The sequence below is a fragment of the Bradyrhizobium sp. Leo114 genome, assembly GCF_055229415.2.
Window position 1 is genome coordinate 388294 of record NZ_JBUYEN020000002.1, and the last position, 24890, is coordinate 413183.

24 protein-coding genes are annotated in these 24890 nt (G+C 65.9%); 11 read left to right on the forward strand and 13 right to left on the reverse strand.

Features of this window, described 5'->3' with window-relative positions; translation table 11 throughout:
* Positions 1 to 31: 31 nt before the first annotated feature.
* A complete protein-coding gene (locus ACZIRK_RS04145; RefSeq protein WP_463326979.1) occupies positions 32 to 1996 on the reverse strand; it encodes a pseudouridine synthase in 1965 nt (654 codons plus the stop codon).
* Between the two features lie 124 nt (positions 1997 to 2120).
* Here ACZIRK_RS04145 and ACZIRK_RS04150 point away from each other — a divergent pair, with 124 nt between their 5' ends.
* On the forward strand, positions 2121 to 2579 hold the full coding sequence (locus tag ACZIRK_RS04150; protein WP_130231642.1) for a nucleoside deaminase: 459 nt from the start codon (positions 2121 to 2123) through the stop codon (positions 2577 to 2579).
* 95 nt (positions 2580 to 2674) lie between these two features.
* On the opposite strand, the gene ACZIRK_RS04155 is transcribed toward ACZIRK_RS04150, so the two are convergent.
* Both ACZIRK_RS04155 and purD read right to left on the reverse strand, forming a co-directional pair.
* A complete protein-coding gene (locus tag ACZIRK_RS04155) occupies positions 2675 to 3580 on the reverse strand; it encodes an alpha/beta fold hydrolase (protein ID WP_463326980.1) in 906 nt (301 codons plus the stop codon).
* A gap of 111 nt (positions 3581 to 3691) precedes the next feature.
* Positions 3692 to 4972 (reverse strand): phosphoribosylamine--glycine ligase, encoded by a 1281-nt coding sequence (gene purD, locus ACZIRK_RS04160; protein WP_130231638.1) that lies wholly within the window; start codon positions 4970 to 4972, stop codon positions 3692 to 3694.
* A gap of 168 nt (positions 4973 to 5140) precedes the next feature.
* Between purD and xseA the strand changes: the two genes are divergently transcribed.
* A complete protein-coding gene (xseA, locus tag ACZIRK_RS04165; RefSeq protein ID WP_456645895.1) occupies positions 5141 to 6757 on the forward strand; it encodes an exodeoxyribonuclease VII large subunit in 1617 nt (538 codons plus the stop codon).
* A 120-nt stretch (positions 6758 to 6877) separates the two neighbouring features.
* Here the strand turns inward: xseA and ACZIRK_RS04170 are convergent, their stop codons facing one another.
* Positions 6878 to 7720 (reverse strand): dienelactone hydrolase family protein, encoded by an 843-nt coding sequence (locus ACZIRK_RS04170; RefSeq protein WP_165435386.1) that lies wholly within the window; start codon positions 7718 to 7720, stop codon positions 6878 to 6880.
* Positions 7721 to 7906: 186 nt separating this feature from the next.
* Between ACZIRK_RS04170 and ACZIRK_RS04175 the strand changes: the two genes are divergently transcribed.
* The gene (locus ACZIRK_RS04175; protein ID WP_028166937.1) at positions 7907 to 8131 is read left to right on the forward strand and encodes a DUF2093 domain-containing protein; all 225 of its coding nucleotides are present in this window, start codon (positions 7907 to 7909) and stop codon (positions 8129 to 8131) included.
* 108 nt (positions 8132 to 8239) lie between these two features.
* Here ACZIRK_RS04175 and lpxK read toward each other — a convergent pair whose 3' ends face one another.
* The 6 genes from lpxK to ACZIRK_RS04205 are packed head-to-tail and all read right to left on the reverse strand — an operon-like array spanning position 8240 to position 13751.
* On the reverse strand, positions 8240 to 9265 hold the full coding sequence (lpxK, locus tag ACZIRK_RS04180) for a tetraacyldisaccharide 4'-kinase (protein ID WP_130227995.1): 1026 nt from the start codon (positions 9263 to 9265) through the stop codon (positions 8240 to 8242).
* Positions 9258 to 10562: a 3-deoxy-D-manno-octulosonic acid transferase gene (locus tag ACZIRK_RS04185; RefSeq protein ID WP_245474892.1), complete on the reverse strand. Its 1305-nt coding sequence runs from the start codon at positions 10560 to 10562 to the stop codon at positions 9258 to 9260. The genes lpxK and ACZIRK_RS04185 overlap by 8 nt, the downstream gene beginning before the upstream one ends.
* The gene (locus ACZIRK_RS04190; RefSeq protein WP_130227997.1) at positions 10555 to 11268 is read right to left on the reverse strand and encodes a lysophospholipid acyltransferase family protein; all 714 of its coding nucleotides are present in this window, start codon (positions 11266 to 11268) and stop codon (positions 10555 to 10557) included. The genes ACZIRK_RS04185 and ACZIRK_RS04190 overlap by 8 nt, the downstream gene beginning before the upstream one ends.
* On the reverse strand, positions 11265 to 11516 hold the full coding sequence (locus ACZIRK_RS04195) for a DUF4170 domain-containing protein (protein ID WP_028166941.1): 252 nt from the start codon (positions 11514 to 11516) through the stop codon (positions 11265 to 11267). The genes ACZIRK_RS04190 and ACZIRK_RS04195 overlap by 4 nt, the downstream gene beginning before the upstream one ends.
* Positions 11517 to 11569: 53 nt before the next feature.
* Positions 11570 to 12379 carry a 3'(2'),5'-bisphosphate nucleotidase CysQ gene (locus ACZIRK_RS04200; protein WP_130227998.1) on the reverse strand — a complete coding sequence of 270 codons (810 nt, stop codon included), beginning with the start codon at positions 12377 to 12379 and terminating at the stop codon, positions 11570 to 11572.
* Positions 12366 to 13751: a TldD/PmbA family protein gene (locus ACZIRK_RS04205; RefSeq protein WP_463326981.1), complete on the reverse strand. Its 1386-nt coding sequence runs from the start codon at positions 13749 to 13751 to the stop codon at positions 12366 to 12368. Before ACZIRK_RS04205 ends, ACZIRK_RS04200 begins: the two co-directional genes overlap by 14 nt.
* Before the next feature lie 249 nt (positions 13752 to 14000).
* Here ACZIRK_RS04205 and ACZIRK_RS04210 point away from each other — a divergent pair, with 249 nt between their 5' ends.
* A complete protein-coding gene (locus ACZIRK_RS04210) occupies positions 14001 to 14525 on the forward strand; it encodes a DUF6101 family protein (RefSeq protein WP_130228000.1) in 525 nt (174 codons plus the stop codon).
* Positions 14526 to 14691: 166 nt separating this feature from the next.
* Here ACZIRK_RS04210 and ubiA read toward each other — a convergent pair whose 3' ends face one another.
* Positions 14692 to 15618, reverse strand: coding sequence for a 4-hydroxybenzoate octaprenyltransferase (gene ubiA, locus ACZIRK_RS04215; RefSeq protein WP_463326983.1), 927 nt, complete (start codon positions 15616 to 15618; stop codon positions 14692 to 14694).
* Entirely contained in the window at positions 15615 to 16295 is a 681-nt protein-coding gene (locus ACZIRK_RS04220) for a hypothetical protein (RefSeq protein WP_165435384.1), read from the reverse strand. The genes ubiA and ACZIRK_RS04220 overlap by 4 nt, the downstream gene beginning before the upstream one ends.
* A gap of 199 nt (positions 16296 to 16494) precedes the next feature.
* Here ACZIRK_RS04220 and ACZIRK_RS04225 point away from each other — a divergent pair, with 199 nt between their 5' ends.
* The 6 genes from ACZIRK_RS04225 to ACZIRK_RS04250 all read left to right on the forward strand — a co-directional run bounded on the left by ACZIRK_RS04225 (position 16495) and on the right by ACZIRK_RS04250 (position 22543).
* The gene (locus tag ACZIRK_RS04225; protein WP_130228003.1) at positions 16495 to 17259 is read left to right on the forward strand and encodes a 16S rRNA (uracil(1498)-N(3))-methyltransferase; all 765 of its coding nucleotides are present in this window, start codon (positions 16495 to 16497) and stop codon (positions 17257 to 17259) included.
* Positions 17260 to 17443: 184 nt separating this feature from the next.
* Positions 17444 to 18607 carry an ATP phosphoribosyltransferase regulatory subunit gene (locus ACZIRK_RS04230; RefSeq protein WP_130228004.1) on the forward strand — a complete coding sequence of 388 codons (1164 nt, stop codon included), beginning with the start codon at positions 17444 to 17446 and terminating at the stop codon, positions 18605 to 18607.
* On the forward strand, positions 18604 to 19581 hold the full coding sequence (gene hisG, locus ACZIRK_RS04235; RefSeq protein ID WP_130228005.1) for an ATP phosphoribosyltransferase: 978 nt from the start codon (positions 18604 to 18606) through the stop codon (positions 19579 to 19581). The genes ACZIRK_RS04230 and hisG overlap by 4 nt, the downstream gene beginning before the upstream one ends.
* Before the next feature lie 75 nt (positions 19582 to 19656).
* A complete protein-coding gene (locus tag ACZIRK_RS04240) occupies positions 19657 to 20703 on the forward strand; it encodes a glycosyltransferase family 2 protein (protein WP_456645884.1) in 1047 nt (348 codons plus the stop codon).
* Positions 20700 to 21545 (forward strand): ChbG/HpnK family deacetylase, encoded by an 846-nt coding sequence (locus ACZIRK_RS04245; protein WP_463326984.1) that lies wholly within the window; start codon positions 20700 to 20702, stop codon positions 21543 to 21545. The genes ACZIRK_RS04240 and ACZIRK_RS04245 overlap by 4 nt, the downstream gene beginning before the upstream one ends.
* Before the next feature lie 170 nt (positions 21546 to 21715).
* The gene (locus ACZIRK_RS04250) at positions 21716 to 22543 is read left to right on the forward strand and encodes a DUF2076 domain-containing protein (RefSeq protein ID WP_130228007.1); all 828 of its coding nucleotides are present in this window, start codon (positions 21716 to 21718) and stop codon (positions 22541 to 22543) included.
* Positions 22544 to 22721: 178 nt separating this feature from the next.
* Here ACZIRK_RS04250 and ACZIRK_RS04255 read toward each other — a convergent pair whose 3' ends face one another.
* A complete protein-coding gene (locus ACZIRK_RS04255; protein ID WP_130228008.1) occupies positions 22722 to 23513 on the reverse strand; it encodes a L,D-transpeptidase family protein in 792 nt (263 codons plus the stop codon).
* Positions 23514 to 23817: 304 nt separating this feature from the next.
* Here ACZIRK_RS04255 and ACZIRK_RS04260 point away from each other — a divergent pair, with 304 nt between their 5' ends.
* Entirely contained in the window at positions 23818 to 24606 is a 789-nt protein-coding gene (locus ACZIRK_RS04260; RefSeq protein WP_028166954.1) for a protein phosphatase CheZ, read from the forward strand.
* Positions 24607 to 24890 lie beyond the last annotated feature (284 nt).

Consider the following 24890-nt stretch of genomic DNA (forward strand, 5'->3'; position numbering starts at 1 on the left):
GCGGACCGATTGCCGCTACGCATCGGCCCGCCTACTCGTCCTTCGGCTTGAAGTCGCGCTTGCCGTGATAGGCGCGCTTGACGCGGCGCGGCGGGCCGTAGCCGGCATTCTCTTCCTCGTTACGAATGCGCGCCTCCTCGCTGCCGGAGCGCTGCACCAGCACGCGGCGGCCCTTGCTGTCGGCAATCACCGCGCGCTTGCTTTTGGGCGGCTTCCTGTCACCTGGCGCATCGTCGTCACCGCCGGCATGGTGCTCTGGCCGGGCGAAGTCGGCGCCCGCAAGCTTGGCGACCTTCTCGCCGAGCTGCTCGCGCAGCACCCGTGTCTTGACCTCATCGACCTTGCCTTCCTCGAGCTCGCCGAGTTGGAACGGACCGTAGGAGATCCGGATCAGCCGGTTCACCTCGAGGCCGAGATGCGCCATCACATTGCGCACCTCGCGGTTCTTGCCCTCGCGGATCGCAAACACCAGCCAGACGTTCGAGCCCTGGTCGCGCTCCAGCGTCGCCTCGATCGGACCGTATTTGACGCCCTCGACCTCGACGCCCTTCTTCAGTTCATCGAGCTGCGCCTGCGTCACCTCGCCATGGGCGCGGACGCGATAGCGGCGCAGCCAGCCGGTGTCGGGCAGTTCGAGCACGCGCGCGAGCCCGCCGTCATTGGTGAGCAGCAGCAATCCCTCGGTGTTGAAATCGAGCCGGCCGACGCTGATCAGCCGCGGCAGGCCTTCGGGCAGATTGTCGAACACGGTCGGACGCCCTTCGGGATCGTCATGGGTCGTCATCAGGCCGCGCGGCTTGTGATACATGAACAATCGCGTCCGCTCGCGCGGCGGCAACGGCTTGCCGTCGACGGCGACGACATCGTTCGCGGTGACGTCGAGGGCCGGCGAATTGATGACGCGGCCGTTCACGGTGACGCGGCCCTGCGTCACCATCTCCTCGGCATCGCGGCGTGAGGCCAGGCCGGCACGCGCCAGCACTTTTGCAATCCGCTCGCCGGACTTTTTCGGCTTCGGCTCCGGACGCGGCCGCCTCTCGAAGTCCGCCGGACGTTCGCGATAGGCGCCGCGGCCGCCGAAGGCCGGGCGCTTCGCAAAGATCTTGCTGTCATCCTCATTGTCGCGGCGCGGACGAGCGCCGAAACGGCCTTCGCTGCGCGGATGCTCCTGCCAATCGGTCCGCCCCTCGGGGCGCTCGCTGCGACGATCGAACTTGCGATCATCGCGCTCGCGCGGGCGATCGAATTTCGGCCGCTCACGGAATGGACGATCGCCCTGCTGACGGTCGTCGCGCGAGCGCGAAAAGCGCGGGCGCTCGTCGCCGCCACGATCGTCGCGCGGCCGGTCATAGCGCGGCTTGTCGAACTTCGGCCGGTCGAAATCGCGCTCGCGCTTCTCCCACGGCTTGGACTCGCCACGCGGCGGACGGTCGCCGAAATTCTTGCGCGGTCCGCGGTCGCTCTTGCGATCCCCGCCGCGGGAGAATTTCTTGTCGCCACCAAATTTTCTCTCGGAACGCTCGCCAAATGAGCGTTCGCCGCGAGGACCCTCACCGCGCTCGCGGAACGGTCGCTTCTCGCCGTCGCGGTCGCGTGAAGCGTATGGCTTCCTGTCGCCGAACTTCCGGTCCGAAAAGCGGCCGGCCGGTCGGGCATCATCGCGCGGCGCGCGATCATCGCGACCGAATTTCGGACGATCGCCGCGCGGCTTGAAGGTGCGCTCGCCGCGATCCTCGCGCGGGCGGTCGTCGCGCTTGAAGCGCGGCCGGTCGCCAAACTCGCGGCGCGGCGCATCGCCCTCTTCGCGGCGGCGGAATGGGCGCTCCTCGCGCTTGCCGCCAAACGAACGCTTCTCACCCTCGTCCCGGTCCCGCCCATAGCCGCGCTTGGCGAACTTCTTTTCCGGCCCGCGCGCCGCGCCGGAGCGGCCCTTGCCGGGCGCCCCGTCCCGCCGGCCGCGCGGGGAGTCGTTGTGTTTGTCGCGGTCGCGGGGCATGAAAGGTCTCGCTTCTCAAATGTCGGTCAAAAAGGCATTTGCGTGCGCCGCTATCGGGCCGCATCTCTTGCAAAGCCGGGTGTCCACTGTTGCTGAAGGCGCAGCTAGTAGCAGGTTTCTTGCGATGATACGAGGCATGACTGCCCCTTCTTTCATGGATTTGGCGCTGAAAACCGCCAAAAACGCCGGAAACGCCGGCGAAGTTCCGATCGGCTGCGTGATCGTGCGAGGCTACGACGTGATCGCCACCGCGGGCAACCAGACCCTCACCGACCGCGACCCGACCGCGCATGCCGAGATTTTGGCGATCCGGCAGGCCGCCGAGGCGATCGGCACCGAGCGATTGGTGGATTGCGACCTCTATGTCACGCTCGAGCCCTGCACCATGTGCGCCGCCGCGATCTCGTTCGCCCGCATCCGCCGGCTCTATTACGGCGCGGCCGACCCCAAGGGCGGCGCCGTCGAATCCGGCGTGCGGTTCTTCTCGCAGCCCACCTGCCATCACCGGCCGGAAATCTACCCCGCCATCGGCGAGCGAGAGGCCGCGGCGCTGTTGCGGGAGTTTTTCAGGGAGCGGCGGTAGCGGGCCCGCCCGTCATTGCGAGCGGAGCGAAGCAATCCATGCCGCCACTTGCTGAGGCATGGATTGCTTCGTCGCTTCGCTCCTCGCAATGACGATCACCCCGCCAGGAAAAACTCCCGTAGCAGCTTCGCCGTCGCTTCCGGATTCTCTTCGGTCAGGAAATGCCCGGAATCAACCGGCGCGCCGCTGACATTGGTCGCCCACTGCTTCCAGGTGTCGAGCGGCGTCGCCGCGGCACTCGCGATGCCGGCATCGCCCCACAGCGCCAGCATCGGGATCGTGATCTTCTTGCCCGCCTCGAAGTCCGCCTTGTCGATCTCGTAATCGGCATAAGCACCGGCGCGGTAATCCTCGCACATCGCATGCACGCGCGAGGGATCGCGGAACGGCGCCAGATAATGCTCCAGCGCGCGCGGATCGATGGCATCCAGCGTCTTCGATTTGGTCTGGCTCGCCATCTTGTGGCGGAGGAAGAAATCCGGCGCGCCCAGGATCAGCGTCTCCGGAAACGGGGCCGGCTGCGCCAGGAAGGTCCAGTGATAGATCTTCAGCGCATAGAGCCGGTTGATGCGCTCCCAGTAATTATAGGTCGGCAGGATGTCGAGCACGGCAAGCTTCGATAGCCGGCCCGGATGGTCGAGCGCCAGCCGATAGGAGACGCGCCCGCCGCGGTCGTGACCGGAAAGTGCGAAATGCACATGGCCGAGCTTCTCCATGGCCTCGATCATCGTCCTGGCCATCGCACGCTTGGTATAGGGCGTGTGGTCCTTGTCGCTGTCAGGCATGTCGGACCAGCCATAGCCCGGCAGGTCGGCGATGATCAGCGTAAATTTGTCGTCGAGCTTTGGCGCCACCGGATGCCACATCACATGCGTGGACGAGAAGCCATGCAGCAACAGCAGCGGCGGCCCCTTGCCGCCGACACGCGCGAAGATGCGGCCTGAGGACGTATTGATCCATTCAGAGGCATAACCGGGAAACAGATCGGCGAGATCGGACATTCGCGAACACTCCTGCGGCGGTGTCATTGCCGGGCCTGACCCGGCAATCCATCCTACCAAGAGATTCTTTGAAGATGGATACGCGGGTCAAGCCCGCATATGACGAGTTCGTCAGACGCCCTTCTCGGCCTCCACCGCCTGCCAGGCGATGTCGCGGCGGCAAAAGCCGTCCGGCCAGCGGATGCGGTCGATGGCGGCGTAGGCGCGCTGCTTGGCCTCAGTGACGGTGTTGCCCGACGCGCAGATGTTGAGCACGCGGCCGCCATTGGCGAGGATGGCGCCATCCTTCTCGACCGTGCCGGCATGGAATATCTCGACGCCCTCGATCTGAGCGGCCTCGTCGAGCCCTTCGATGCGCGTGCCCTTCTTGTAATCGCCGGGATAGCCCTTCGCCGCCATCACCACCGTCAGCGCCGGCTCGGGGAACCAGCGCAGGTCAAAATTCTTGAGCTGCCCGTCACAGGCAGCGAGGAAGGCCGGCACGATGTCGGACATCATCCGCAGCATCAGCACCTGGCATTCGGGATCGCCGAAGCGGACGTTGTATTCGAACAGTTTCGGGCCCTGCTCCGTCAGCATCACGCCGGCATAGAGCACGCCGCGGAACGGCGTGCCGCGCTGCTTCATGCCGGCAACGGTCGGCAGGATGATCCGCGCCATGATCTGGTCGTGGATCTCAGGCGTCACGAACGGCGTCGGCGAATAGGCGCCCATGCCGCCGGTGTTCGGCCCCTCGTCGTGATCGAACACGCGCTTGTGGTCCTGCGCGGAGGCAAGCGGGATTGCGGTCTCGCCGTCGCACAGCGCGAAGAAGCTGATCTCGCGGCCGGACAGGAACTCCTCGATCACGACCTCAGCGCCAGCCGAGCCGAATCCACCCTCGAACATCATCGCGATGGCGGCTTCCGCCTCGCCCAGCGTTTTGGCGACCACGACACCCTTGCCCGCCGCGAGCCCGTCGGCCTTGACCACGATCGGCGCGCCCTGCGCCCGCACATAGGCCAGCGCATCATCGGCATTGTCAAAGCGGCGGTAGGCACCGGTTGGAATGTTGAACTCGCTGCAGAGGTCCTTGGTGAACCCCTTGGACCCCTCAAGCTGCGCCGCGAGCCTGCTCGGGCCGAACGCCTTGATGCCGGCGGCAGCGAGATCATCCACGATCCCCGCGGCGAGCGGGATCTCCGGACCGACCACGACGAGATCGACGGCGTTGCGCCTGCAGAACTCAATCACGGCGGAATGATCGGCGACATCGAGCGCCACGCATTCAGCCTCGCGCGCGATCCCGGCGTTGCCCGGGGCGCACCACAGCTTTGTCACCAATGGAGAGGCGGCGATCTTCCACGCCAGCGCATGTTCGCGGCCGCCGGAACCGATCAGGAGAATGTTCATGCGATTGCAGTCAGAATTAAGGGTTGCCGCGCCGTAGCGCGACGGTTTAGCACGGCATCACGCCGCCGCAAGGAATGGCTCCGCTCTGATGTGGATATGTGGCCTGACGGGCTGGTTGGCATCCCAGGACCTTGCGCCCGCGCCTAAAAAGCCCGATTCTAACAAGTGATGACCGCCGCACCGAATCTGCTCAACGCGCCCGAATTCACCGTCTCGGAACTGTCCTCCGCGCTGAAGCGAACGGTGGAGGACCGGTTCGGCCATGTCCGGGTCCGCGGCGAGATCACGGGCTTCCGGGGCCCGCATTCCTCCGGCCATTGCTATTTCGCGCTGAAGGACGAGAACGCCAAGATCGAGGCGGTGATCTGGAAGTTCGCCCACGCCCGCATGCGCTTCAAGCCCCAGGAGGGGCTCGAGGTCATCGCGACCGGCAAGCTCACGACCTATCCGAATTCCTCCAAATACCAGATCGTGATCGAGGCGTTGGAGCCCGCCGGCATCGGCGCGCTGATGGCGCTGATGGAGGAGCGCAAGAAGAAGCTCGCCGCCGAGGGCCTGTTCGACGAGGCGCGCAAGCAGCTCCTGCCCTGGCTGCCGGAAGTGATCGGCGTCGTCACCTCGCCGACCGGCGCGGTGATCCGCGATATCCTGCATCGCCTGGAAGACCGCTTTCCGCGCCGCGTGCTGGTGTGGCCGGTAAAGGTGCAGGGCGACGGCTCCGCCGAGCAGGTCGCCGCCGCGATCCGCGGCTTCAACGCACTCCCCGAAGGCGGAAGGATTCCGCGACCCGATCTTTTGATCGTCGCGCGCGGCGGCGGTTCGCTCGAAGACCTCTGGTCCTTCAATGAGGAGATCGTGGTTCGCGCCGCCGCCGACAGCATGATCCCGCTGATCTCGGCCGTGGGCCATGAGACCGACATCACGCTGATCGATTTCGCCGCCGACAAGCGGGCGCCGACGCCGACGGCGGCCGCCGAGATGGCGGTGCCGGTGCGCAGCGAACTGCTCACCGAAGTCGCTGCACTGGCCCGGCGTGTCTCGGTGTGCTGGCAGCGCGGCCAGGAAGCCCGCCGCAACGAACTGCGGGCCGCGGCGCGCGCGCTGCCGGCGCCGAGCGAGCTGTTGGCGATCCCGCGGCAGCGGCTCGACCATCTCGGCGCAGCATTGCCGCGCGGATTGAAGGCAAACACGCACGCGCATTTCCGCCGCTTCGCCTCCACCAGCGGCCGGCTGACGCTGCGCGTGCTGCACGGGCAGATTTCGCATGCCAGGCAGCGCCTGACCGTCTCGGGCGAGCGCATCGCGCTCTCGGCACGCTCACTGCTGCGCAGCCGGCGCGAGCGCTTTACGGGGCTGGAGGTTCGCTTCAAGGCGTCCAAGCTCGCCAATGCACAGGCGCAGCGGAACGCGATCGCACGGCAGCGCGAACGCACCCATCGGCTCGCCGAGCGCGCGCAGCGCGCCATGGTCACATTGCTGCAGCGGTTAGATGCACGCGTCGGCCAGAGCGGAAAATTGCTGGCGGCGCTCTCCTATCGCAGCGTGCTGGCGCGCGGCTTTGCCCTGGTGCGCGACGACGCGGGACATCCGGTACATGCCGCGGCCAGCGTCGCGCCGAATGCACTTCTGTCGATCGAATTCGCCGACGGCCGCGTGGCTGCTACCGCCGATGGCGATCGCCCGGCCATCGCGGCACCGACGCCTGAGCCGAAGCCGGTCACGCGCGAGTCGAAACCCGCGCCGAAGCGGCTCGTAAAGCCGGTCGACCAGGGCAGCCTGTTCTAGCCTGTAGCCCGGGTGGAACGCGTAACCCGGGACACCTGTGTCCGCGTTGCGAGCGGCCCCGGGTTACGCGGGCGCTTCACCCGGGCTACGGCAGTGGGGAAAGAGAGCCCTCACCTGGCACTAACGCGAGAGCCAGGCGGCGACTTGCTTCTGCGCGTCGGTGCGCGCCTCCGCATCGGTGCCGATGTGGCCGACCTCGGGCATCGCGGCATCGGCTGTTCCGGCAATCGCCCGCAGCGGCAGGTTGGCGAGATCGAAGTCGTGATAGGCGCCGGGATAGGTGATGATCCGAGCCAGCGCGCTGCGGCCTCGCGCGCCGTCGACCATCTGGTGGCAGGCCGGCGGAGAACTGACATCATCATTGGCGCCGATCATGACCAAGGTCGGCACCCGCGTGCTCCAGCCGAGCCTGGAGGACAGCCGGCAATCCGGATAGAACGCAATCGCCGAGCGGAAATCCGGCTCGGTGCTGCGCGAGGGAAGTTGCGGCCGCACGGCCCACAACAGCGCGCTGGCGCCATTGGCCCAGCCGATCAGGCTGATGCGCTCATGCGCCACCCAGGGCTGCTGCATCAGCCATTGCCGCGCCGCCATGATATCGGCGACCCGCTCGCGGCGCGCCAGCACATGCCGTTCCCGGTCCTTGACGCGGCATTGCGGGCCGACCTCGCGCGAGCCGTAGCTGTCGGGCAACAGCACGGCGTGGCCAGCCTTGAGCAATTGTTCCGCCCAATCGCGGTAGCGCGGCAAGACCGGCTCCGAACGCCCGGCGAGACCGCCGCAGCCATGCAGCGCAATCACGGTCGGAAACGGGCCATCGCCGTCGGGCTTGTAGAGCTGCGCGTGCAACGTGAGATTGGTGGCAGGAATATCGACCTGATGCGGCGCAGGCAGCGGCGCGGCCGTCGCGGCGGAAGCCACAGCAACGAACGTCAGGAAAATGGCTGCTGACAAAAACCGCATCTCAACTGGCCGGATCATGGTGGCGCTGCTGACCGAGCGGACCAGGGCTGTCAAACTATCATGCAGCATGGCTGCAATTCATCACAAGTCGGTGGTTTAAGCTGCGGACATTACAGCCTATTTATGGTAGGTAAAAACCGCAACCCCAACGAGGCCTCGTGTTAAGGCCGGGCGGAGAGTTTCATAGTGCTGAACAAGTTTGGTCCCTCGGGTCATGGCGAAGCACAGGTGCAATATCTGGATGGCGATTTCCGCGTGGTCTCGCCCGGAACCTATGTGCGCTGCGCCCTCACGGACGTACGGATCCCGCTCGACGAGCTGAAGTACTGGAGCGTCGATCTGCAGGAGGCCTATGCCACCCCGACCGCGGTGCTGCAGCGGCATTTTCCCGCTGCACTGAAGCAGGGATAGCGCTGCCATAGATGGCACTGCCGTAGCCCGGGTGGAGCGCCAGCGTAACCCGGGACCGCTCTCAATTGCTGACGGGGATGTCCCGGGTTGCGCTTCGCTCCACCCGGGCTACGAACTACCGAACCTGTTTTCGCGCGCCTTGGACAGGCTGTCTGAGACGAACTTTCGCAGCGATGCTGCATCCTCGAACTCCAGCGTCACCGCGAACGGCACCACCGCCTGCGCCCAGACAGGCAGCTCTCCGCGCTGCTTGAGCCGCGCCAGATCCTTTTCCGTGGTCACCAATGTCAGCCCGTCGCCTCTCGCCTGCGACACCAGGCTATCGATGTCAGCCTTTGAGAACACGTGGTGATCGGGGAACGCACTCTCTTTGATGACGTCGACGCCGCTGTTGCGGAGGGTGTTGAAGAAGCGCGCGGGATCGCCAATGCCGGCAAAGGCGAGCACGCGCCGGCCCTGCAGCGACGCAAGCGATGCATCGTCCGGCCGCAGCCGCGCCGCCAGCACAGGCTTTCCGCGCACCGTGAGTTCGGTCGCCAGCATCTTCGCGGCAGGGCCGCCGCCGACCACGACGAGCGCGTCGGTACGCGCAACCTGCGGCGACAGCGGCGCGCGCAACGGGCCGGCCGGAAACACCTTTCCATTGCCGAGGCCGCGGTGGCTGTCGATCACGATGATCGAGGCATCCTTCGCGACCGCCGGATTCTGGAAGCCGTCATCCATCACCAGTACGGTCACTCCCAGCGACTTCACCAGCGCGACGCCTTCGGCACGGTCGCGCGCGACCACGACCGGCAGCCGCTCGGCCAGCATCAACGGCTCATCGCCGACATCGGCGGCGGAATGGCTGGAAGGATCGACCTGCACCGGCCCGCGCAACTCACCGCCATAGCCGCGGCTGAGCACAACAGGCACTTCCCCGAGTTCGCGCAGCAGCTTCGCCAGCACCAGCACGGTCGGCGTCTTGCCGGCGCCACCGGTGTGATAATTGCCGACGCAGAGCACGGGAATGCCGGCGTCGATCCCCTTGCGCTGCATACGTCTGGCGGCGATGGCGCCATAGAGCGTGGCGAGCGGTTGCAACAGATGCGATTTTAGGGATGCCGGACCGTGCCAGAAGGCCGGCTCACGCATTGGCGGCTCCCATCTCGATCCGTAACTGCAAGAGATACGGTTCGAGCGCCCCAAGTGTTCGCTCCAGCGCGCCGCCGAGCTGCCGCACCACATGTTCGGCCGCCCCCAGCGAGGCTTCGCGCGCCTTGGCATCGTCCAGCAACTGGCCGAGCTGCTTCACCAGCGCTTCCTGCGTCTCGGCACGCCGCGCACCGCCGGCACGATCGAGCGCCTCATAGACGTCGGTGAAATTGAAGACGTGCGGGCCGTGCACGATCGCTGCGCCAAGCTTCACGGCCTCGATCGGGTTCTGGCCGCCGTGCGGAACCAGCGAACCGCCCATGAACACGATCGGCGCCAATCGATAGAACAGGCCTAGCTCGCCCATGGTGTCGGCGACATAGACGTCGGTGGTCGCAATCGGCAGCTCCTCGCGCGACCGCAGCGCGCTGTGCAGGCCGGCGCCATCGACGACGCGCGCGACCGCCTCGCCGCGATCCGGGTGCCTCGGCACGATCACCGTGAGCAGCGAGGGAAAGAATCCCGCAAGCGCGCGATGCGCTTCCACGAGCTGCTCTTCCTCGCCGGGATGGGTGGAGGCTGCGACCACAATCGGGCGGCCGCGCGTCACTGCCATCAGCCGCTCCAGCTTGGCAGGATCGGCCGGCGGCGCCGCGACGTCGAGCTTGAGGTTGCCGGTGATAACGACGTTGCGACTGCCGAGCGCCGCAAAGCGCTCGGCGTCCATTCCCGACTGGGCCAGGCAGATATCGAAGCGATCGAGCAGGGCCGAGATCGTGTGCGACATCCGCTGCCAGCGCGGAAACGAGCGCTGCGACATTCGTCCGTTGATCAGCACCATCGGCAAGCGGCGCGCGGAGCTCGAAAGAATCAGGTTCGGCCAGAGATCCGACTCGATGAACAGTGCCAGCGACGGCCGCCAGTGATCGAGGAAGCGCGCGACAAAGCGCGGGGAATCATAGGGCACATATTGATGGATGACGTCGGGCGGAAAACGCTTGGCAACGATCGCCGCCGAGGTGACGGTGCCGGAGGTGAGCAGGATGCGCAAATTGAGCTCGCGCAGCTTCTCGATCAGCGCCGCCGCCGCCAGCACCTCGCCGACGCTGGCGCCATGGATCCACACCAGCGGCCCGTGCGGTCGCACATCGGCGCTGACGCCGCGCCGTTCGCCGACGCGGGCCGGATCCTCCTTGCCGAGCTTCAGCCGCCGCCGGATCAGCGCAGGCGCGAGCGGCACCATCGCGGACGACAGTCTTTGGTAGACCCGCAACGTCATCGGCAGCGAGTTAGCCAAGCGCTCCCTCCGGACGCCCGACGACCGTATAGGCCTTTCGGGTCGCTTCGTTCAGCAAGGCCTCCACCCTGAGCCGCAGCGTTTCCATGGTCTCTGCGTCGGCGTCGGGCGGCACCTCCACGGAATCGATGCCCACCAATGCGCCCCTTCCGAATGGCAAATTGATGGTGGTGGAATCCCAGTTTTTCAACCGGATGAACCGGCTGGTCACCATGGCAAAGGGCATGATCGGCCGGCCCGACTCGCGGGCCAGCATGATGATGCCGAGGCCGGCGACCCGGGCGCGCTTGGGCACGTCGGCGGTGGTCGCGACGTTCCACTCGTCCTCCAGCGCCTGCAGCATCTCCCTGAAAGCGCCGACGCCCCCTTTGCGATGGAAGCCGCCGGAATGGTCCCCCGACCCCCTGATGGTGCCGACGCCGAGCCGCTCGGCCGCGATCGCGTTGAACTCGCCGTCCCGGTGCCGGGAGATCAGGACCTTGGCGCGATGGTTTCCCCTGATCCGGATGAAGGGGGTCATCAGGTGCTGGCCGTGCCAGAACACGAAGATGCAGGGCATCTGCGGTTCCACCTGCTCGTAGACGTCAGGCGGCTCAAGGCTGAACCTGTTGGTCAGCCAGACCAGCCGCAGATATTCGGCCGCAAGCAGGCCCAGCGCACGCTGCACGAGGCCGCTGCGCAGGAAATCGCGAATCAGTCGTTTCAAAGGGAGGGCTTTGTGTCTTGACCCGGATCGAGCAGCCGATGGAGGTGGACGATGAAATAGCGCATGTGGGCGTTGTCCACGGTCTGCTGCGCCTTCGCCTTCCAGGCCACGTGGGCGCTGGCGTAATTCGGATATACGCCGACGATCTCGACCTTATCGAGATCCTTGAAGGTGTTGTGCTGGAGGTCGATCAGCTCGCCACCGATGACGAGATGCAACAATTGCTGCGGCTGGGCACTATCTGACATAATCGTTTTTCCTGATGAGATGCCCGGCAGGCAAGTCCTGCGGCGCGCGGCGGTCAGTGCAACGGGCGGTTGCGAAAATGCTCGACAATACGTGCATGACGATCATGTCCCGCTGCCACCAGCACCCCATGCGCCAGCTCCCGGCGATTATACTCAATCGCATCCCCCGAGAGTGCCGTCATCTTACCATCCGCTTCCTGCACGATCAAATTCGCCGCCGCAAGATCCCAATCGTGACTATTGCCGCCTGCGAAGGCCGCATCGAGCTCGCCATGCGCGACCCGGCATAGCCGGAGCGCCAGCGAACCGATTCGCGGATGCAGCGTGATCTCCTGCGTCGAAGGGCTCAATCGCTGCAGGAGCGGCTTCGGGCCGGCCATGCGGGAGAAATCGAGATCGGTGCCCGCGGTCGCGCGCACCGCGATGCCATTGCGCGTGGCGCCCTGCCCGCGCGCGGCGAAGAAGAACTCCTCGCTGGCGGGTGCGAATACCGCCGCCAGTACGGGCGCGGCATTTTCAACCAGCGCCACGCTGACGCACCAGTCCTCGCGCCCGGCCAGATAGGAACGGGTGCCATCGATGGGATCGACGATCCACACCATTCGCTTGCCAAGCCGCACCTGGTTGTCGGCGCTTTCTTCCGATAGCCAGCCGTAATCGGGCGTCGCCGAGCGCAGGCGCTGCTCCAGCAGGTCATTGACCGCAATATCGGCCTCCGACACCGGCGATGAGGCGCCCTTGATCCAGTTCTTCAATTCGGTGCGAAATAGCGAGAGCGCCAGCGCCCCTGCTTCCCGCACCGCCTCCGCCAGCAGCGCGGCGTCGCGCGCCAGGATCCCGTCGTCCGTATCAGCGTCCGCCAAGCGTCAGTCCCTCGATGCGCAGGGTCGGCGCGTTCACGCTGTAGCGGAATTCCAGATCGTTCGCGGCGACCAGCGATTTGAACATCGCCAGCAGATGGCCTGCGATGGTCACTTCGCTGACGGCATAGGTGATCTCGCCGTTCTCGATCCAGAAGCCCGAGGCGCCGCGGCTGTAGTCGCCGGTCACGCCGTTGACGCCCGAACCGATCAGGTCGGTGACGTAAAAGCCCTGCTTGATATCGGCGATCAATTCCTTCGGCGTCGCCGAGCCGGGCTCGAGATGCAGATTATAGGCCCCCGGCGACGGCACCGAGGAGACGCCGCGATGCGCGTGTCCCGTCGTCACCATGCCGAGCTCGCGCGCGGTGGCGCAATCGAGCAGCCAGGTGGTCAGAACGCCGTCATCGATCAGGGCGGTCTTCTTCACCTTGACGCCTTCGGCATCGAAGGTCTGCGAGCGCAGGCCGCGCACCCGCAACGGATCGTCGATGATGCGGATATTGCTCGCGAACAATTGCTGGCCGAGACGATCCTTCAGGAAACTGGTCTTGCGCGCGATCGATGCACCGTTGATGGCGCCGACGAGATGGCCGACGATCGAGTTCGCAACGCGTGGATCGTAGACGACGGGCACCCTGCAGGTCTCGACCTTGCGCGGATTGGTGCGCGCCACCGCGCGCTCGCCCGCCTTGCGGCCGACACTCGCAGGCGAAGCAAGATCGGATGCATGCAACGCGCTCGTGAAATCATAGTCGCGCTCCATGCCGGTGCCCTCGCCCGAGATCGCGGTCATCGAGATGCCGTGGCTCGAGCGCAGGTAGGAACCATGGAAACCGGTCGAGGTCACCAGCACCATGCCGCCGATGCCGGAGGAAGCCGACGCGCCGCCGGATTTGGTCACGCCATTCACCGCGAGCGCCGCCGCTTCCGCCTCGGTGGCGCGGCGTTCGAGTTCCGCGGTCGAGGGCACGTTGCGGTCGAGCAGGTCGAGAGCGGGGAAGTCGCGCGCCAGCAGCGCAGGATCCGCAAGCCCGACATATTTGTCATCGGGCGCAACGCGCGCCATCGCGACCGCGCGCTCGGCAAGCTTGGCGATCCCGTCGCCAGTGACATCATTGGTGGAGACCACCGCCTGGCGCTGACCGACCAGCACGCGCAGGCCGACATCGTCGCCTTCGGAGCGCTCGGACTCCTCGACGCGCCCGTCGCGCACCTCGACGCCTTGCGAAACGCCGCGCACCGCGATCGCATCCGCCGCATCCGCGCCGGCGCGCTTGGCGGCCTCGACAAGACGCTGCGCCAGTTCACTCAAAACCGACTGGTCGAACAGGTCGGTCGCGGACTTTTCGGCAGGCGATGGTGAAGGGTTCACGAACAGATTCCTGACATTGAAGGGCTCAACGCAGCGCAGCGCGCCAAACCCACCAAGTGGGCCGGATTTGCAGCGATTTCAAGCGTTTTGCCGCGCGATGAAGAAGAATTGCTCGAGCGCGGCAAGGTCTTGTCAAGCATGCGCGCCTTTGACGTCTCTTTAACCAGCCTTCTTAAGCTGATCGGGAAACGGCTGCGCTAAGGTCTCGCGCATCGACCGGGAACATAATCCCGGCGGGGAGATAAAGCCGTGAGGCGTCAAACAGCAACAGGCGGGCTCAACCCCGCCGGGTCGGGCCGTGTGCAACGGCTCGACCCGCTTTCTCTTCCGCTCAGCTTCCATGCGCAGGACGTCCGCGCGGATGGTGGCATGCGGCAGGTTGAACTTCACCACGAACGCGTCGTGCTGCGCCGTGCCGTCAAGGGCATGCGGATGGCGATCAATGTTCGCGTCAGCGACTTCATCGGCGTCGCGCTGCGCGATTTGGGCGACGAGCAGATGCTGACGCTCGTCCACCGCGATCCGTCGCTCGCAATCCCGCTTGGCGTCAGTTCCGATCGCGACGAGATCGAAAGCGCCTGGCGGATGTGGAGCGACGTGCTCCGCCTGCCGCAACTCAGCGAGCAAGCGCCGCGCGAGCCTGCAGCCCGGCGCAGGCGCCGCAACGTCATCCACACGCGCCGCCCGCGCTTCCTGGTACGCCGCCGCCGTGGCCGCCCGCTCGATGCGGGGAATGTCCATCGCGGCGAACGCGAGATCATCGCGCGGGATTGAGCGCCACAACACACACCGTCATTCCGGGGCGCCGCGAAGCGGTGAGCCCGGAATCCATTTCAACACCAGCACATGCGGCCCGATGGATTCCGGGCTCGCGCCAAGGGGCGCGCCCCGGAATGACGAGAGAGTGGTGATTCGGCACGTCCCGGAATGACCGCGAGCGTCAGCGCATCGCGGCATCAATCAGCAGGCCGGCGAACAGGATGAGGCCGGCGTCGCGGTTGGACTTGAAGACGCGCAGGCACAAGGCGGGATCGCTGATGTCGAGCCGTCTGATCTGGATCGCCAGATGCAACGCGAAGGCGGCGAGGCCGATCCACGCGAACCAGTGCGCGCCAGCCGGCACGAGCGCTATGCCGATCAGGACCACCGCGAGCGAATAGAACACCACGAGCGCCTTGTGCGTGGCCGCGCCGAACAGGCGTGCGGTCGACTTGATGCCGATCAGCGCGTCGTCCTCGGCGTCCTGATGCGCGTAGATGGTGTCGTAGCCGATCACCCAGGAGATCGAGCCGGCATAGAGCGCAAGCGCTGTCAGATCGATGCGCTCGAGGATGACGGCGAACCCCATCAAAGCGCCCCAGGAGAAGGCGAGTCCCAGCACCACCTGCGGCCACCACGTGATGCGCTTCATGAAGGGATAGATTGCGACGATGACGAGCGAGGCGATGCCGGTCGCGACCGCAAAGCGATTGAACTGCAGCAGCACCACGAGACCGATCAGCGCCTGGGCGACCAGGAAGATCAGCGCCTGCGTCACGCTCACCTGCCCCGCCGGAATCGGCCGCGACCGCGTGCGCTCCACTTTCGCATCGAGATTGCGATCGGTGATGTCGTTCCAGGTGCAGCCCGCGCCGCGCATCACGAAGGCGCCGATGAAGAACAGAACGATCGCAAGCGGGAGCTGGTGACGGTCATGGGCGATGCCGGCGGCGAGCGCCGCTGACCACCAGCACGGCATCAACAGAAGCCACGAGCCGATTGGCCGGTCGAAGCGGGAGAGTCGCAGGTAAGGCCGCGACCAGAGCGGCGCGTGGCTGTCGACCCAGTTGCCGGTCGCATCGGCAACGCGGGCGGTGACGTCGCTCATCGCGACAGCACGTTGCCGTTCAGCGTGTCAAAGGTGCTGCCGCCCTTGCGCGTCGGCACTGCTTCGGGCGCGGAGGCCGAGCCCAGCACTTCGCTCAAGGTCGGGCCAGCCGGACCGCGCGCCTGTTGCGTCGCCATCTGCTGCGCCACGGCGCAGACCTTCTTCTGCATCGCCTCGGTGTTCTTGTGGCCGTTCTGGAGCTGCTCGAGGATCTGCGGCGGGATTCCGCACTTCGCCGAGTTGTCCTTGACGTATTTCATCATCTTCAGCTCGGCCTGGCTGTAATTGCCGATCAGCTTGCAGGCCTCGTCCGGACCGGCCTTCTTTTCACCGGCGGCCTTGATCAGCTTGCCGCGCCGCTCGGTCTCCTCGCGCAAGGGGACGAAGCCCTTCATGCAGGCGTCCGACGGGCCCGCGCCCGCGGACTGGGAGGGTGGCGGTGCAAACCCGGCACCACCGCCACCGATCGGCGCCGCACCCTGGCTCGGGAAGGCCGAAGGCGCCCCGATCGACGCGGAAGGTACCCCGCCGTTCACCGGCGGGAAGGGCGAGGCGTTGGCAGGCGCTGCGGCCTGCTGACCGGGCAGCGGCGCGGGAAACGCGCCCTGCGCAAAAACCTGGCCGGCGTGGAGCACCACGGCGGCGACCGTCAGCGACACCATCAGGCGGGTCATCAAGGATATTTCTCCGGCAGCCGGCTTCCAAACGAAGCACAATTTCCATGCGGCTTTTTACGATTCCAGCCGTTCCTTAACAACCCGTGGATTGGGGCAACAGCGCGGCGTCACGCCGCGCCATCGATCAAAAATAAGCTACAGATTCTAGCGCTTTAGGCTAAAAGCGCGGCCGAGTTGCGTGACGACGGAACATTAACAGATGCCGGACTACGACTTTCGCGCCCCTCGCCTGTTCGTCGATGCGCCCCTGCAAGCGGGCGAAATTGTCGCGCTGGACCGCGACCAGAGCAACTATCTCGGTAACGTATTACGGTTGAAGGCCGGCGACGCCATCCTGGTATTCAATGGCCGCGACGGCGAGTGGCAGGCCGAGCTCAGTGGCCGCAAGCGGGCGGACACGCTGACGGTCCACCGCCAGACCCGGCCGCAGGATCGCCTTCCCGACATCGCCTATGTCTTCGCGCCCCTGAAGCACGCCCGGCTCGACTACATGGTGCAGAAGGCGGTCGAGATGGGCGCCTCGTGCCTGCGGCCGGTCCTGACCCGCTTCACCCAGGTTTCGCGGGTGAACGGCGAGCGGATGCGGGCGAATGTGATCGAGGCGGCCGAGCAATGCGGGATCACGGCCCTCGCCGAGGTCGCCGATCCCGTCCCGCTCGAGCGCTTCCTGACCGAGCGCGCGGGCGGCCGGCTCCTGGTATTCTGCGACGAAGCCGCCGATCTCGGCGATCCCCTGTATGCCCTGCAACAGGGGGCCGCCACTGACGGCATCGACGTCTTGATCGGCCCGGAGGGCGGGTTCGCCGAAGAGGAGCGCACGCTGCTGCTGCGCCAGCCCAAGACCCTCCGGCTGTCGCTGGGGCCGCGGATCCTGCGCGCGGACACCGCAGGGGTCGCGGCGCTGGCCTTGGTGCAGGCGGCGCTCGGGGACTGGCGCCGTAGCCCGGGTGGAGCGCCAGCGTAACCCGGGACCAATGGCAAACGCCGAGGCAGATGTCCCGGGTTGCGCATTCGCTCCACCCGGGCTACGCGCTCATTAAGCGATTTGGCCAATGGTTGTCGAAACGACACTTTTGCCGTGCTAAGGGCTCGCCGCGAACCCTTAAAACCACTCCGGGAACCCATTTTCGGGCGATTTGGACGTCGAGATGACCGCAACCGCCACCACACGCGGTGCCGCCTCCTCCGCCGCATGGGCGGATGCACTGCTGTTGTCATTTGCGCAGGCCGGTTACATCAGGTCCGAGCCGGCGATCCTGCAGCCGGCCGAGCCGTTCCTGGACCTCTCCGGCGAGGGTATCCGCAAGAGCCTTTACCTCACCACCGACGCCAGCGGCGAGGACCTGTGCCTGCGCCCGGACCTGACGATCCCGGTGGCGCGTGACTACCTCGCCTCGCCGGAGGCCGGAAAGCCGGCCGGTTTCAGCTATCTCGGCCCGGTGTTCCGTTATCGCGGCGGCCAGCCCAGCGAGTTCCTGCAGGCCGGCATCGAATCATTCGGCCGGCAGGACCGCGCCGCAGCGGATGCCGAAATGCTGGCGCTCGCGCTGGAGGCGACGGCGGCGTTCGGACTGACCGACGTCGAGATCCGCACCGGCGACGTCGCCCTGTTCAATGCGCTCATCGAGACGCTTGGACTCTATCCCGTGTGGCGCCGCCGCCTGATCAAGGATTTCAACCGCAAGGTCAACCTCACCGAGGACATCGAACGGCTGACGCTGACCGGCGGCCCCGCCGGCAACGAATATCAGGGCGTGCTGGCCGCCCTTGCCGGCTCCGACCGCAAGGCGGCGCTGGCGCTCGTCACCGACCTGATGTCGATCGCCGGCACCACCAATGTCGGCGGCCGCACCGTCGCCGAGATCGCCGACCGCTTCCTCGAACAGTCGACGCTGAAAGCAGGCGCATTGCCGCGCGATGCGATCGCCACCATCAAGCGCTTCCTGTCGATTGCGGGCGAGCCGGACGAGGCCATCGCGCAACTGCGCGCATTGGCTGAAGACGCCAGGCTCGACCTTTCCGGCGCGATCGACGAGTTCGAACGCCGCGTCGGCTTCATGGCCGCGCGCGGCATCGATACCAGCAAGACGCGCTTCTCGACGTCGTTCGGGCGTGGGCTCGATTACTACACCGGCTTCGAGTTCGAATTGCACGCCAGGGGCAACGGCACTGAGCCGCTGGTCGCCGGCGGCCGCTATGATGGATTGATGACGCAGCTCGGCTCGGCTGAGCCGATCCCGGCGGTCGGCTTCTCGGTCTGGATCGAGGCGCTGACGCAGCATGGCAAGCCTCGCAGCGGAGGCAAGGCATGAGCGCGCCCTTCGTTCTCGCCGTCCCGTCGAAAGGACGTCTGCAGGAAAATGCCGAGGCCTTTTTCGCCCGCGCCGGATTGACGCTGTCGAAGCCCGGCGGCGCACGCGATTATCGCGGCACCATCGCGGGGCTCGACAATGTCGAGATCGCCTATCTCTCGGCCAGCGAGATCGCCTCCCAGCTCGCGCGCGGCATGGTGCATCTCGGCGTCACCGGCGAAGACCTCGTGCGCGAGAGCATCGCCGACGCCGACAAGCGGGTGCACCTGATCGACGGATTGGGTTTCGGCTATGCCAATGTGGTGGTCGCGGTGCCGCAGGCCTGGATCGATGTCCGGACCATGGCCGATCTGGACGACGTCACCACCGGCTTCCGCGAGCAGCATCACCGGCGGATGCGGATCGCAACCAAGTACATCAACCTGACGCGAACCTTCTTCGCCTCCCGCGGCATCCTCGACTACCGCATTGTCGAGAGCGCCGGCGCGACCGAAGGTGCGCCCGCCGTCGGCACGGCGGAGCTGATCGTTGACATCACCACGACCGGCGCGACGCTCGCTGCCAACGGGTTGAAGGTGCTCGACGACGGCGTGATCCTGCGCAGCCAGGCCAACCTCGTCGCCTCGAAAGACGCCGACTGGTCGACCGAGGCCCGCGAGGCCGCCCGCGTCATCCTGGATCACATCGCCGCGCGCGCCCGGGCCAACAAATATCGCGAGGTCCGCACCCGCTTCAAAGGATGCGATGCAGCATTGCTCGCGGAGGCCCATAGCCGCTTCGGCGTGGTCGCCCCGTTCGGCGGGCCGACCTCATCCGGCATGCTGACGCTGCACTGCCCACCGACGCAGCTCTATGCGCTCGGCAGCTTCCTGCGCGAGCATGGCGCCGATACAGTGTCGGTGGTCTCGCTCGACTACGTCTTCGACCGCAAGAATCCGCTGTTCGCCAGGCTCGAGGCCTTCCTGCGGCAATGAGGCGTCCGGTCCGTTCATCGTGGCGACAGCCGGCGGGCGGTATCATATATCTTTGAGAACCCTGGAACCTGATCGATGACGCTGGGCTCTGACGTTTCCGGCCTGACCACCACCGCGACGAATGCCGCGGCGCAGGGGTTGTCGGTCGTCGTTCCCGTTTACAACGAGGCTGCGGGGCTGGCGCTGCTGCACGAGCGGTTGATCGGGCTGGCGCGGACTTTGAGGGATCGCTACGGGCTCGCTTGCGAGGTCGTCTATGTCGACGACGGCAGCAAGGACAACACCCTTGCGATCGCGCGTTCGCTTATCCCCGACACGCTGGATGTCCAGGTGGTGTCGCTGTCGCGCAATTTCGGCAAAGAGGCGGCGCTGATGGCTGGCCTCGACCATGCCCGGCGCGGCGCCGTGCTGTTCATGGATGGCGACGGCCAGCACCCGCCCAGCCTGGTCGAGAAACTGGTCTCACACTGGATCGATGACGGCTACGATGTCGTCTATACCGCGAAAGCGCATCGCGACAACGAGCCGTTCCTGCGCAGGCTCGCGGTGCACGGCTTCTATGCGCTGATCAACTGGGGGGCGCGGCAGAAGATCCCGGAAGATGCCGGCGACTTCCGTCTCTTGTCGCCGCGCGCGGTGGCGGCGCTGCGGCAATTGCCCGAGCGCAACCGCTTCTTCAAGGGGCTGGCGAGCTGGATCGGCTTCCGCCAGATCAGGGTCGACTACGAGCCGGCGCCGCGCGCGCATGGCGTCACCACCTTCAGCGCGACGCGGCTGATCGGCCTGTCGATCGAAGGAGTGACATCGTTTTCGGTGGCGCCGCTGCGCTTCGCGAGCCTGCTCGGCGTGCTGCTGGCGACCGCGGCGTTCCTGTTCGGGCTTTCGATCCTGTGGGAGGTCTTCACGACCGGCAAGCAGGTGCCCGGCTATCCCTCGCTGGTGATCGGGTTGATGACGATCGGCGGCGTGCAGCTCATCATGATCGGCATCGTCGGCGAATATATCGGCAAGATCCTGTCCGAGCTGAAGGCGCGGCCGATCTATTTCGTCGCCGAGCATAGCGAGAAGCGCGCCGGCCCCGATGCGGCCGCCGCGGGCAGCGAACGGACCGCGGCCGAATGAACGATGCCGCGCAGCCGCGCCGGATCTGGCTCTGCGCCGACGATTACGGATTGAGCGAGGGCGTCAACCGCGCCATTCGCGATCTCATCGCGCGCGGCCGTCTCAACGCGACCTCGGTGATGGTGGTGGGCGCGGCAATCGGCCGCGACGAAGTGGCGGCCCTAAAGCGCGTTGCCGCCGAAAGCCCGCGCTGCGCGGTCGGGCTGCACGCGACGCTGAGCGCGCCGTTCCGTCCGCTGACCATGCATTTCCGACCCGTCAATGGCGGGCTGTTCCTGCCCTTCCCGAAAATGTTGCGCGCCGGCCTGCTCCGGCGGCTCGATCGCGAGATGATCCATGCCGAGCTCGTCGAGCAGCTCGCGACCTTCAAGGACATGTTCGGCCGCGCGCCTGACTTTGTTGACGGCCATCAGCATGTGCAATTGTTTCCGCAGGTGCGGGACGCCTTCTTGCGCGCCGTGAAGGACGCCGCGCCCGAAGCCTGGGTGCGCCAGGGCGGACGCAGCCAGCCGTTATCGCAACGCTTGCGGTCGCCGAAAGCACTGGTGCTGGACACGCTGAGCGCGCAGTTCAGGAAGCGTGCACGACGCGTCGGCATTGCCTTCAACCCCGCTTTTGCGGGCGCCTATGATTTTTCGAGATCGCCCGATTTCGGTCCCCTGATGCGACAGTTTCTCGAGGGACTGCCCGACGGCGGGCTCGTGATGTGCCATCCCGGCTTCGTCGACGAGACGCTGAGGGAGCTCGATCCGCTGACGACCCAGCGCGAAAATGAGCATGCCTACCTCGGCAGCGAGCACTTCCCGCAATTGCTGGCGGCGAACAATGTTACGCTCGCCTGAGCATGATCCGGAAAAGTGGGTACCGGTTTTCCGAAAAGATCGTGCGCAAAGAGAAATCCGCCGGTCGTTTTGTCGCATACGCAAATTTAATTCGCGGCCCCACTCCTTGCGCCACAAAGGCGGCCCTACATGTTCCGCGCTTCGACGCAATCGACGCGATGGAGAAGGCCATGACCCCGCAAGAACGCCAATTGATCGACGATCTCTTCGACCGGCTCGCCAAGCTGGAGAACGCCCCGCGTGATCCGGAGGCGCTGGCCGCCATCTCGGAAGGGCTGCGCAAGGCGCCCAACGCCGTCTATGCGCTGGTGCAGACCACGCTGGTGCAGGACGAGGCGCTGAAGCGCGCCAACGACCATATCCAGCAATTGGAAGCAGAACTCGGCGGTGGACCGCAGCAGCAGGGCCAAGGCGGCGGCTTCCTCGATTCGATGCGCGATGCGATCTTCGGCCAGAACCAGAATCAGCCGCGCGGCTCGGTTCCGCCGGTGCGCCCGCCGGAGGGTGGCAGCCGTCCGGCCTGGAATACCGGCCAGGCGCTGCAGCAGGCGCAGGGTCCTGGACCGTATGGCCAGCCGCCTTACGGCCAGCAGCCCCAGCCCTATGGCGCGCCACAGGCGGGTCCGTTCGGCGGTGGCGGCGGCTCGTTCCTCGGCACCGCTGCGGCGGCCGCCGCCGGCGTCGTCGGTGGCTCGCTCTTGATGAACAGCATCCGCGGGCTGATGGGCGGTGGCGGCGGTCACCAGGCGTTCGGAGACTCCGCAAGTCTCGGCGACAACAAGCCGTGGGGCAATGACCAGTCGGGCGGCAATCTTGCGCGCGATGCCGGCGTCAACGACATCGGCTCTGGCGGGCGCGACAACGACTCGCGCTCCGGCCTGTACGATCAGGCGTCGAACAACAACGACAACAACAATGACGACCATGGCTATGGTCCCGACGATGACGACGATGGGTTCGATGACGGCGGCGACGACGGTGGCAGCGACTACGCGTAAGCCGCACGCAAATTCCAAAGCAGAACGGCCGCTCGAGCGAGCGGCCGTTTCTCTTTCGTCGTCCCTAACCACAGGAAGCTATTGTGGCGCGAGCAAGCTGTTGCAGCGGGGCACACCACAAACGCCTGTGATTATGGGTCCCGGGTCTGCGCTTCGCTTGCCCGGGACGACAGCATCGCTAGATCACGATCACCCTGGTGCCGACGTTGACGCGACCATAGAGATCGATGACGTCCTCGTTGCGCATGCGGATGCAGCCGGAGGACACGTTGGTGCCGATGGTCCAGGGCTCGTTCGAGCCGTGGATGCGATAGAGCGAGGAGCCGAGATACATCGCACGCGCGCCGAGCGGATTTTCCGGTCCGCCCACCATGTGCCGCGGCAGATCGGGACGGCGCGCCAGCATTTCCGGCGGCGGTGTCCAGTCCGGCCATTCGCGCTTGGCGGAGATCGTCTTAACGCCCGACCAGGTGAAGCCGGGGCGGCCGACGCCGATGCCGTAGCGCAGTGCCTTGCCGTCAGCCTGCACGAGATAAAGGAACTTGTTCGGGGTATCGACGACGATCGTGCCCGGAGCTTCCTTGCCGTCATAATCGACAAGCTGCTTCTCATATCTCGGATCGAACGGCCGCTGCGTGGGATCGGCCGCCTGCTCCTCGCGCATCATCGGCTGCTGCGGATCCATCGGCGGCAGCATCGTGCGCCGGCCACCATAGTAACCCGGCTGCTGCTGATACATCGGCTGCTGCTCGTAGGATTGCGGATAGCCCTGGTCGGGACCGTCGCCGAACAGGAATTCGATAAAGCCGCCGCCGAGGCTGGAGGCCCTGCGCACCGGCTGAGGCGGCGCCTGGTAGGAATAGATCACGGTCGGCCCGGCGAGCGGCGCGCCATCGATCGCAAACGCCTGATGCGGAGCGACAGGCAGGAAGGACGCGCCGGCAACAAGCGCAAAGAATGTTTTCTTCATCGACGTACTCTGTACTGTTTCGTCAATCGTCAGCAGCACTCGGCGTTAGGCGCCGTGGCATGCGACCAATCAAAATCAAAACCGCATCGGTTTGGTAAACGTAACCAGCGTTTGGATTCACCACGTCGGCAATCGGCGGCGGATTTCAAAATTAGCGTTTATTTTGCTTAAATTCGTGGGCGTCATGGTTAATCCCGGGTATGCGGCGCGACGCGAAACGCCGTTGCAAAACATTCCCGTGTGAACTCCCTATTAAATCGCTTCTGCGTAGAACAGTGGGAGTGAAGGGGGCGGGAACAGTCTCATGTCAGTTAGTCGCAAGCGTTTTCGTGTTGAACAAGCCATTATGGGCGACATGCCGATGCCGGCACCGGTTACGGTGGAAGGCGGTGAAATCGGTCCAATGCATCGGGAGATCATGGCGGAGCTTCGATCCATCCGTGCGCAGATGGCGCTCGGCGTCCACGCCCAGCGTCCGGTCGCAGCCGAAGCCACCGAGGCGGCGGTGGCGCGCGAGGTCGCCGAAGCGCATGCGCTGCTCGACACCTATCGGGCGCAGATCGAGCAATGCGAGAAGCTGAAGGTCGAGCTCGACCTGATCCACGATGCCATCAACCGCACCAAGCGCGAGATCGCGGCGCTGCACGGCAGGGGCTTCGATGGCCCGGAGATGGCCAAGGTGAACGGCGAGCTCGGGGCCGTCGTCGGCGGCACCGAGGAGGCGACCCAGCAGATCCTCGAGGCGACTGAGGCGATCGACCAGGCCGCCACCGCGCTGACCAAGGTCGCCTCGCCCGAACAGCAGAAGCTGCTTGCCGAGGATATCCAGGAACGTGTGGTGACGATCTTCGAGGCCTGCAATTTCCAGGACCTCACCGGCCAGCGCATCAACAAGGTGATGAACACGATGAAGTTCATCGAGCAGCACATCAATGCGATGATGGATATCTGGGGCGGTGTCGACGCCATCAAGGCGCACGCGCCGCCGATCGTCGACACCCGCGAGGGCGACGCCCGCCTGCTCAACGGCCCGAAGCTCGACGGCGACGTGGGCCACGCCTCGCAGGACGATATCGACGCGATGTTCGACTGAGCGGACAGGTCGCAGGGAACAACACAAAACGCCGGCGCGATGCCGGCGTTTTTTATGCGCGGCGGCGCCCCCTCTTCCCTTCTCCCCTTGTGGGAGAAGGTGGCGCGAAGCGCCGGATGAGGGGTTGTCTCCGCGCGCGATAGCGTTCGCGGAGAGTACCCCTTGTATCTGCACGGCCATGATCTGTGCGATGGAAGCGACCTAGCGCCTTGGCCGGTGGCCACCGGCCAAGGCGCGTGGCGAAGTCGCCCGTTACCCCTCCGGCCACAACCGTGGATGAGCTT